This is a genomic window from Streptomyces sp. Isolate_45 (assembly GCF_024721315.2).
GTDB lineage: Bacteria > Actinomycetota > Actinomycetes > Streptomycetales > Streptomycetaceae > Streptomyces.
Window position 1 is genome coordinate 1 of the sequence record NZ_JANFAK020000270.1, and the last position, 6,890, is coordinate 6,890.

The window sequence follows — 6,890 nt, forward strand, 5'->3', positions numbered from 1 at the left end:
CCCCCCCCCCCCCCCCCCCCCCCCCCCCCCCCCCCCCCCCCCCCCCCCCCCCCCCCCCCCCCCCCCCCCCGCCGCGGTGAAGGTTCGTCACTTCGCTGGTCAGCAGCCGCCGGAAGCGGCCGGGGCGCCGATGGTAAGGGTGGAGGGCGCGGCGCAGCAGCCACCACCGGTCGCCTCGGCTGCCTCGGGCTCGTCGAAGAGGCCCGCGCCACCGCAGACGCCGGTCTCGGGAAGGGTGAGCTCGACGCGACCGGCGGCCTCGTGGTCACCGGCAAGGTGGGCGGCGATGGAGCGGACCTGCTCGTAGCCGGTCATGGCGAGGAAGGTAGGGGCGCGGCCGTAGGACTTCATGCCGACGAGGTAGACGTCCTTCTCCGGGTGGGAGAGCTCGTTGACTCCGTGCGGGTAGACGGTGCCGCAGGAGTGCTGGTTGGGGTCGATCAGCGGGGCCAGCTCGGTCGGGGCCTGGAGGCGCTCGTCCAGGCCGAGGCGGAGCTCGTCGAGGAAGGTGAGGTCGGGGCGGAAGCCGGTGAGGACGATGACCTCGTCGACCGGGGCCAGGCGGCGGCCGTCCTCGGCGACGAGGACGAGCCGGTCGCCGGACTTCTCCACGGCGGTGGTGCGGAAGCCGGTGACGGCGTCGGCGTACCCGTTGTCGACCGCGGCCTTGGCCGCCAGACCGAGAGCGCCGCGGGCGGGCAGCTGGTCTGCTTCGCCGCCCCCGAAGGTGGAGCCGCTGATACCGCGCCGCAGGATCCAGGTGGAGTGGGTGCCTTCCTCGGCCTTGGCGAGGTCCGCGAGGTAGGCGAGCGCGGTGAAGGCGGAGGCGCCAGAGCCGATGACGGCGGTGCGCTTGCCGGCGTAACGGGTGCGGACGGCCGGGTCCTTCAGGTCCGGGACGCGGTACGAGATCCGGTCGGCCGCGGTGCGCTCGCCGAGGGCGGGCAGGCCGTCACCGCCGATGGGGCCGGGGGTCGACCAGGTGCCGGAGGCGTCGATGACGGCGCGGGCGGTCAGCCGTTCCTCGCTGCCGTCGGCGTGCGTGATGTGGACGGTGAAGGGCTGGGTCTCGCGGTCGGCGTCCACGACGCGGTCGCGGCCGAGGCGGGAGACGCCGGTGACGCGGGCGCCGACGCGGACGCGCTCGCCCAGGACGGCGGCCAGCGGCCGCAGGTACTGCTCGGCCCAGTCGCCGCCGGTCGGGTAGGTGGCCTCGTCCGGCCTGACCCAGCCGGTGGGGGCCAAGAGCTTCTCCGCGGCCGGGTCGACGACCTCGCCCCAGGTGGAGAACAGGCGTACGTGGCTCCAGTCCCGCACGGCGCTGCCGACGACCGGTCCGGCCTCCAGGACCAGCGGGTCGATGCCCTGGTCGACGAGGTGTGCGGCGGCGGCCAGGCCGATGGGGCCGGCTCCGATGACAACGACGGGCAGCTCGGTGTTGGCAGGCGCGTTCACGGTCGACTCCTCAGTGTTTCGACATCTGTCGATGGCTTGCGCAGCCAGCATGACACTTGATTCGATGAGCGTCAACATAGACATTCGTCGAATCGGGAGATCGTTAATGGAGCATGTCGACGTCGTCGTGGTCGGAGCGGGCCAAGCCGGACTGGCGACGGCATACGCCCTGGTCGGGCATGGGTTGAAGCCGGTCGTTCTGGAAGCGTCCGACCGGTCGGCCGGATCGTGGCCGCGGTACTACGACAGCCTCACCCTCTTCTCGCCGGCACGGTTCAGTTCCCTGCCCGGGGTGCGCCCCCATCGGGCGCCTTCTGCGCACTCCGCCGACCCGGCCGGTCTTCGACACCGGCGGATACCGAGCCGCCGTCGACGACGCCCCGGCCGTCGCCCGCTCTTCACTTCCATCGCGGGCAAGCGGGTCGTGTGGTCGGACGGCGTGCAGGAGGAGGTCGGCGCCATCGTGTTGGCCACCGGGTATCGCCCCGACCTGCCGTATCTCAAGGCCTCGGCATCGCTGACGGCCGCGGACGCCCGCTGCATCGCGACGGCTTCTCCGTTGAGCATGACCGGCTTGCGTTCGTGGGGCTGGAGTGTCAGCGCAGCCTCTCGTCGAACTCGTTGTGCGAGGGCGCGACGCGGATCGGGTCGCTCGCCGCCTGGCCTCCGGCCTGCGTAGCGAAGACGCCCCTGGCTGACTAGTTCGACATGTGTCAACATAGACGCATGTCGAATGTGAACGTGTTGCCGCTGCTGGAGCCGGAAGCCGTCGCGCCGTGCTGCCCGCCGCTCACCGAGCGCCCGCTGACCGCGGACGAGGCGGAGCGTACGGCCACGATGTTCAAGGCCCTGGGTGATCCCGTACGCCTGCGGCTCTTCTCCGCAGTCGCCTCGCACGAGGGCGGGGAGGCCTGCGTTTGCGACATCTCCGACGTGGGCGTCTCCCAGCCGACCGTCTCCCATCACCTGAAGAAGCTCAAGGAGGCCGGACTGCTCTCCTCCGAGCGGCGCGGCACCTGGGTCTACTACTGGGTCGAACCGGCGGTCCTCGCGGCCATGGCCCAGCTCCTGACCCGCGCAGCCGGCGTGTAGGTCGCTGCCCACTGCCGGTCAGTCGTGACGGGCGAGAGTGCCGCGAATCCGAAGAGGCCGATCAGCAGTGGCAGGCGGAACTCCGCGCCGCCCGGCCCGATCATCCCGCCCAGCACGCCGATGGCCGCTCCCGCGTCGAACGCCAGCGGCGCCTGAGCTCTCCGGTCTGGCGCCCCTCTGTAGCCAGTCACAACCACATGGCCTTACGGGCTCTTTGACTTGCCGTTCAGGCGCGCAGCAGTTCCGCGATCTCGCGGGCGGCTTCGCGTGCGGGGCGGCCGACGCCGATGAGGGTGGCGGAGGCGGGGCCGGTCCAGTCTCCGTAGCCGAGGAGGTGCAGGCGGGGTTCGTCCACGGAGCGGGTGCCGATCGCGGCGATGTGGCCGCGGGTGCCGCGCAGTCGGAGCGAGCCGAAGTGTGCGAGGTCCGGGCGGAAGCCGGTGCACCAGATGATCGCGTCGGCCCGCGCGCTCGTTCCGTCGGCCCAGGCGACGCCGTATTCGGTGAGGCGGCTGAACATGGGCGTGGCGGTGAGGAGACCGGCGTCGCGGGCGGCGCGTACGGGCGGGACGGCGACGATGTCGCCGAGCGAGGCGACGCCACCGGTGTCAGTGCGGCCGGCGTCCAGGGCCTGGCGGCGGGCGGTCGCGGCGTCGAAGAGCGCGCTGCCATCGATCTCGTCGGGCAGGTAGCGGGGCGGGCGCCGGGTGACCCAGGTCAGGTCGGCCGTGCCGGCGAGGTCGGCGGCGATCTGCGCGCCGGAGTTTCCGCCGCCCACGACGATCACGCGTCGTCCGGCGAAGTCCGCGGGGTTGCGGTACTGCACGGTGTGGAGCTGCCGGCCGGCGTAGTCGCGGCGGCCGGGGACGGCGGGCAGGAAGGGGCGGGTCCAGGTGCCGGTGGCGCTGATGACCGCCCGCGCATTCCAGGATTCGGAGTCCGTCTCGACCCGCAGGCCGGGCCCGTCGCGGTGCACGCTGTCGACCCACGTGCCTCGCTGGACGGGAAGCTCGTACCGCTTCTCGTAGTCGGCGAGGTACGAGACCACATGTTGTGCGTCCGGATGGACCTTGCCGGGCTGGACGGGCATGAGTCGACCGGGCAGCGAGGAGTGTGCGGTCGGGGAGAACAGGTGGAGAGAGTCCCAGGTGTGCTGCCAAGCGCCGCCGGGTGACGCCTGGGAATCGAGGATGACGAACTCGATGCCCAGGCGGCGCAGGTGGTATCCGGCGGCGAGCCCTGCTTGGCCGCCGCCGATCACCACCACGTCCGTGCTCTGCGTCATGCCGCGGAGGCTCCGGCGGTCGCGTGTTCGGCGCGCATGAAGATGACCGCCACCAGGGCCAGGCCGACGATCACACCGGCCAGCTGGGCGCCGATGAAGCCCGGGATCGAGGCCGGGGCGATGCCCGCGAAGGTGTCGGTGAAGGCGCGGCCGATGGTGACGGCCGGGTTGGCGAAGGAGGTGGAGGAGGTGAACCAGTACGCGGCGCCGATGTACGAGGCGACCGCGACGGGTGCGAAGCGCAGGCGGTCGGTGCGGGCCAGGCCGAAGATCAGCAGGATCAGGCCGGCCGTGGCGACGACCTCCCCGAGGAGGAGGTTCCCGGCGGAGCGGTCGTGCGTGGACCACCTCACCAGCGGCTCGCCGAACATCGCGTCCGCCAGGATCGCGCCCGCTATCGCGCCGACGGTCTGCGAGGGCACGTACACGGCCAACTCGCGAGCGTTGACGCCCGCGCCGCCGCGACGGGCGGTCCACCACTCGGCCAGGGTGACGGCCGGGTTGAAGTGGGCGCCGGACACCGGGCCGAGGAGGGCGATCAGTACGCCGAGGCCGAAGACGGTGGCCAGGGAGTTCGCCAGCAACTGCAGGCCCACGTCCTGGGTGAGCTCGGTGGCCTGGATGCCGGAGCCGACCACCACCGCCACGAGCGCCGCGGTGCCGACGAGCTCGGCGGCGGCGCGGGCGATCAACGGGGTCTGGGGCGGGGTCGCGCCGGGCGCGGGTTGGGGCGCGTCGGCGGCTATGCCCGCTGCGGGTGCGGCGCCGACGGGCTCGGTGACGGACAACGGTTCTCCTCGGGCAGGTGAGGCAAAAGCGGGCTATGGGCAGGACCGCTTGAGGTTCGCTTCGGCGGTGGCGCGCGCGGTCTGAGCGAGGTCGGCGAACTGACCGGCGATGGCCTCGATGACTTCCGGGCGCAGGCGGTAGTAGATGTACCGTCCGCATGGCTCCGTATCCACGACCCCGGCCTCGCGCAGGACCTTCAGGTGGTTCGAGAGGTTCGTCTGTTTGGCACCCGTCTCTTCCACGAGATGGGTGGTGCAGAGCGTCTCCTTGGCGAGGAGGGTCACGATCTGGAGCCTGAGCGGGTCGGCCAGTACCCGGATCAGTTCAGTGTCGACTGACGTCATCATGGACTGATATTGTCACATCACCCGGTCCTGATACCAGTCCGGGCTGACCTCTTGGAGCCCGTGGAGGGTTCTCATGTCTTCGCCCCTGCCCCCCGAACTGCCTGATCAGGGGCTCTCCACCGGACTGGCGCGCCTCGCCGCACGCCGCGAAGGCAGGTTCGCCCCGGAGACCGTGCAGCGACCCCTCGCCGACTCCTACGCGCTCCTGGCAGCCGACGCCCAGGTCCACACACACCTGGTCGCGCTCGCCGAACGCCTGACGGTCGAGCGTCGGGAGGCACTCGCCAAGATCGAGGGAGCGCCGGGCACCGCCCACCCCAACCCAGCTCGACGTTTGACACAACCGCTCGTTCCAACCTCGAAGTTGGCATCTCCCCAAGGAAGAACGATGTCCTCCACTCCTGTCGCGTCCGTGCTGTTCGTCTGCATCCACAACGCCGGCCGATCGCAGATGGCCGCCGGCTTCCTGCGCCACCTCGCCGGAGACCGCGTCGAGGTGCGCTCCGCGGGCTCCGTCCCCGGCGACCGGATCAACCCGTCCGCCGTGGCCGCGATGGCCGAGCTGGGCATCGACATCTCCGACCAGAAGCCGAAGGTCCTCACCCCGGAGGCCGCCCGGGCGTCGGACTACATCATCACCATGGGCTGCGGCGACGCCTGCCCCTACTTCCCGGGCAAGACCTACCTCGACTGGCAGCTCGAGGACCCGGCAGGCCAGGGCGTCGAGGCCGTACGACCCATCCGTGACGAGATCAAGGGCCTCATCGAGGGCCTGGTCGCCGAGATCGACGCCAAGCCGAAGGTCTGAACCGACGTGACTGACTCGAACATCGCCGACGGCTGGAGAACATGCGCGCCCAGGCCGAGCGCTTCGGTGCCGAGATGATCGACGACGACATCGTCTCCGTGGACCTGACCGGCGCGACATCAAGACCGTCAACGACTCGGAGGGCACGGTCCACCGCGCGAAGGCCGTGATCATCGCGACCGGCTCCGGCTCCGGCTACCGCAAGCTGGGCCTGCCCAACGAGGAAGAGCTCTCAGGGCGGGGCGTTTCCTTGTACGCAACCTGTGACGGGTTCTTGTTCCGCGACCGCGACCGCGCCGGACGACGCGAAGCCCCCGTGGGGCGACGGAACGCCTACCCGCACGGGGGCGGTCGGGTGGTGCCGTGAGCGGCGGCACCGGGGCTCGACCAGGCGAATGGCCCGATCCGGGCCGCCAGTTGCTCGGGTGGGGTGCACGGGACGGCCGCCGGCGTGGCGATCGGGCCCCGCTTGAAGCCGGCGGTGGTGACCGCCGGGAAGCGGTGGCACGCGTCTACCCCCGACCGCTGCCATCACAGGCACCGGGCGCGCGGGTGGCACCGTGGGACCGCGCGGGCGGGCTCGGCCGTCGGCAGGGTGGTCAGGACCCGTTCGTTCCACCGGCGAACCGTGTCCCACTGCCGAGGGGTTCGGCCTCGGTGGGGTGGCCGGTGGCTTCGACGAAGGTGGCGAACCGCGCGTTGGCCACCGTCGTCGGCGTGATGCGGAAGGGGTCGACTCCGACCTTGCGTACCGGCCCTTCGTGGTCTGCCGGGAAGGGGTCCGGGTCGCCGGTGCCCATGAGTCGGCCGGGTCATGGCAGGGGTCCTCACAGGCTGTGAAGCGCCCGCCCGGCAGGTCGATCAGCCGACCGGCGGCCCGGTCCGCGGCGGCGCACACCCCGGGGTGCCCAGGAGGGTGACGTGCTCTTTGGGAGTCATGGTCGTCACCTCCCGGGTCTGCCGGGCTGCGGAGTTACTTGGCGCCGAGACCGGCGTCGGAGACCTCGGGCTTGCCGGCGGCCTTGAGGACCTTGTTCAGGAGCGTCAGGTCGTAGATGCCGGCCAGGTCGGGCTGCTCGATGAGCTTGGCCTTGACCGCCCACTCGGACTGGGT

8 protein-coding genes and 3 pseudogenes are annotated in these 6,890 nt (G+C 71.5%); 5 read left to right on the forward strand and 6 right to left on the reverse strand.

The window, feature by feature from the left end:
* Positions 1–99 precede the first annotated feature (99 nt).
* Positions 100–1,455 carry an NAD(P)-binding domain-containing protein gene (locus NOD94_RS39490; protein WP_281211070.1) on the reverse strand — a complete coding sequence of 452 codons (1,356 nt, stop codon included), beginning with the start codon at positions 1,453–1,455 and terminating at the stop codon, positions 100–102.
* A 106-nt stretch (positions 1,456–1,561) separates the two neighbouring features.
* On the opposite strand from NOD94_RS39490, the gene NOD94_RS39495 reads away from it, so the two are divergent.
* Both NOD94_RS39495 and NOD94_RS39500 read left to right on the forward strand, forming a co-directional pair.
* Complete coding sequence (locus NOD94_RS39495) at positions 1,562–2,134, forward strand: FAD-dependent oxidoreductase (protein ID WP_281211074.1); 573 nt, start codon at positions 1,562–1,564, stop codon at positions 2,132–2,134.
* A 47-nt stretch (positions 2,135–2,181) separates the two neighbouring features.
* Positions 2,182–2,547, forward strand: coding sequence for a metalloregulator ArsR/SmtB family transcription factor (locus NOD94_RS39500; RefSeq protein ID WP_281211071.1), 366 nt, complete (start codon positions 2,182–2,184; stop codon positions 2,545–2,547).
* Positions 2,548–2,773: 226 nt separating this feature from the next.
* Here the strand turns inward: NOD94_RS39500 and NOD94_RS39505 are convergent, their stop codons facing one another.
* The 3 genes from NOD94_RS39505 to NOD94_RS39515 are packed head-to-tail and all read right to left on the reverse strand — an operon-like array spanning position 2,774 to position 4,968.
* Entirely contained in the window at positions 2,774–3,832 is a 1,059-nt protein-coding gene (locus NOD94_RS39505) for an ArsO family NAD(P)H-dependent flavin-containing monooxygenase (protein ID WP_281211072.1), read from the reverse strand.
* Positions 3,829–4,620, reverse strand: coding sequence for an MIP/aquaporin family protein (locus NOD94_RS39510; protein WP_281211073.1), 792 nt, complete (start codon positions 4,618–4,620; stop codon positions 3,829–3,831). Before NOD94_RS39510 ends, NOD94_RS39505 begins: the two co-directional genes overlap by 4 nt.
* A gap of 33 nt (positions 4,621–4,653) precedes the next feature.
* Positions 4,654–4,968 (reverse strand): metalloregulator ArsR/SmtB family transcription factor, encoded by a 315-nt coding sequence (locus tag NOD94_RS39515; RefSeq protein WP_112447650.1) that lies wholly within the window; start codon positions 4,966–4,968, stop codon positions 4,654–4,656.
* Positions 4,969–5,041: 73 nt separating this feature from the next.
* Here NOD94_RS39515 and NOD94_RS41530 point away from each other — a divergent pair.
* The 3 genes and pseudogenes from NOD94_RS41530 to NOD94_RS39525 all read left to right on the forward strand — a co-directional run.
* Positions 5,042–5,242: pseudogene (locus NOD94_RS41530) on the forward strand (arsenate reductase ArsC); the annotation flags it as partial.
* 114 nt (positions 5,243–5,356) lie between these two features.
* Positions 5,357–5,776: an arsenate reductase ArsC gene (locus NOD94_RS39520; protein ID WP_281211075.1), complete on the forward strand. Its 420-nt coding sequence runs from the start codon at positions 5,357–5,359 to the stop codon at positions 5,774–5,776.
* A gap of 32 nt (positions 5,777–5,808) precedes the next feature.
* Positions 5,809–6,068, forward strand: a pseudogene (locus tag NOD94_RS39525) (NAD(P)/FAD-dependent oxidoreductase); the annotation flags it as partial.
* Positions 6,069–6,375: 307 nt separating this feature from the next.
* Here NOD94_RS39525 and NOD94_RS39530 read toward each other — a convergent pair.
* Both NOD94_RS39530 and NOD94_RS39535 read right to left on the reverse strand, forming a co-directional pair.
* Positions 6,376–6,576 carry an SUMF1/EgtB/PvdO family nonheme iron enzyme gene (locus NOD94_RS39530; RefSeq protein WP_348652379.1) on the reverse strand — a complete coding sequence of 67 codons (201 nt, stop codon included), beginning with the start codon at positions 6,574–6,576 and terminating at the stop codon, positions 6,376–6,378.
* Between the two features lie 173 nt (positions 6,577–6,749).
* A pseudogene (locus NOD94_RS39535) lies at positions 6,750–6,890 on the reverse strand (sulfate ABC transporter substrate-binding protein); the annotation flags it as partial.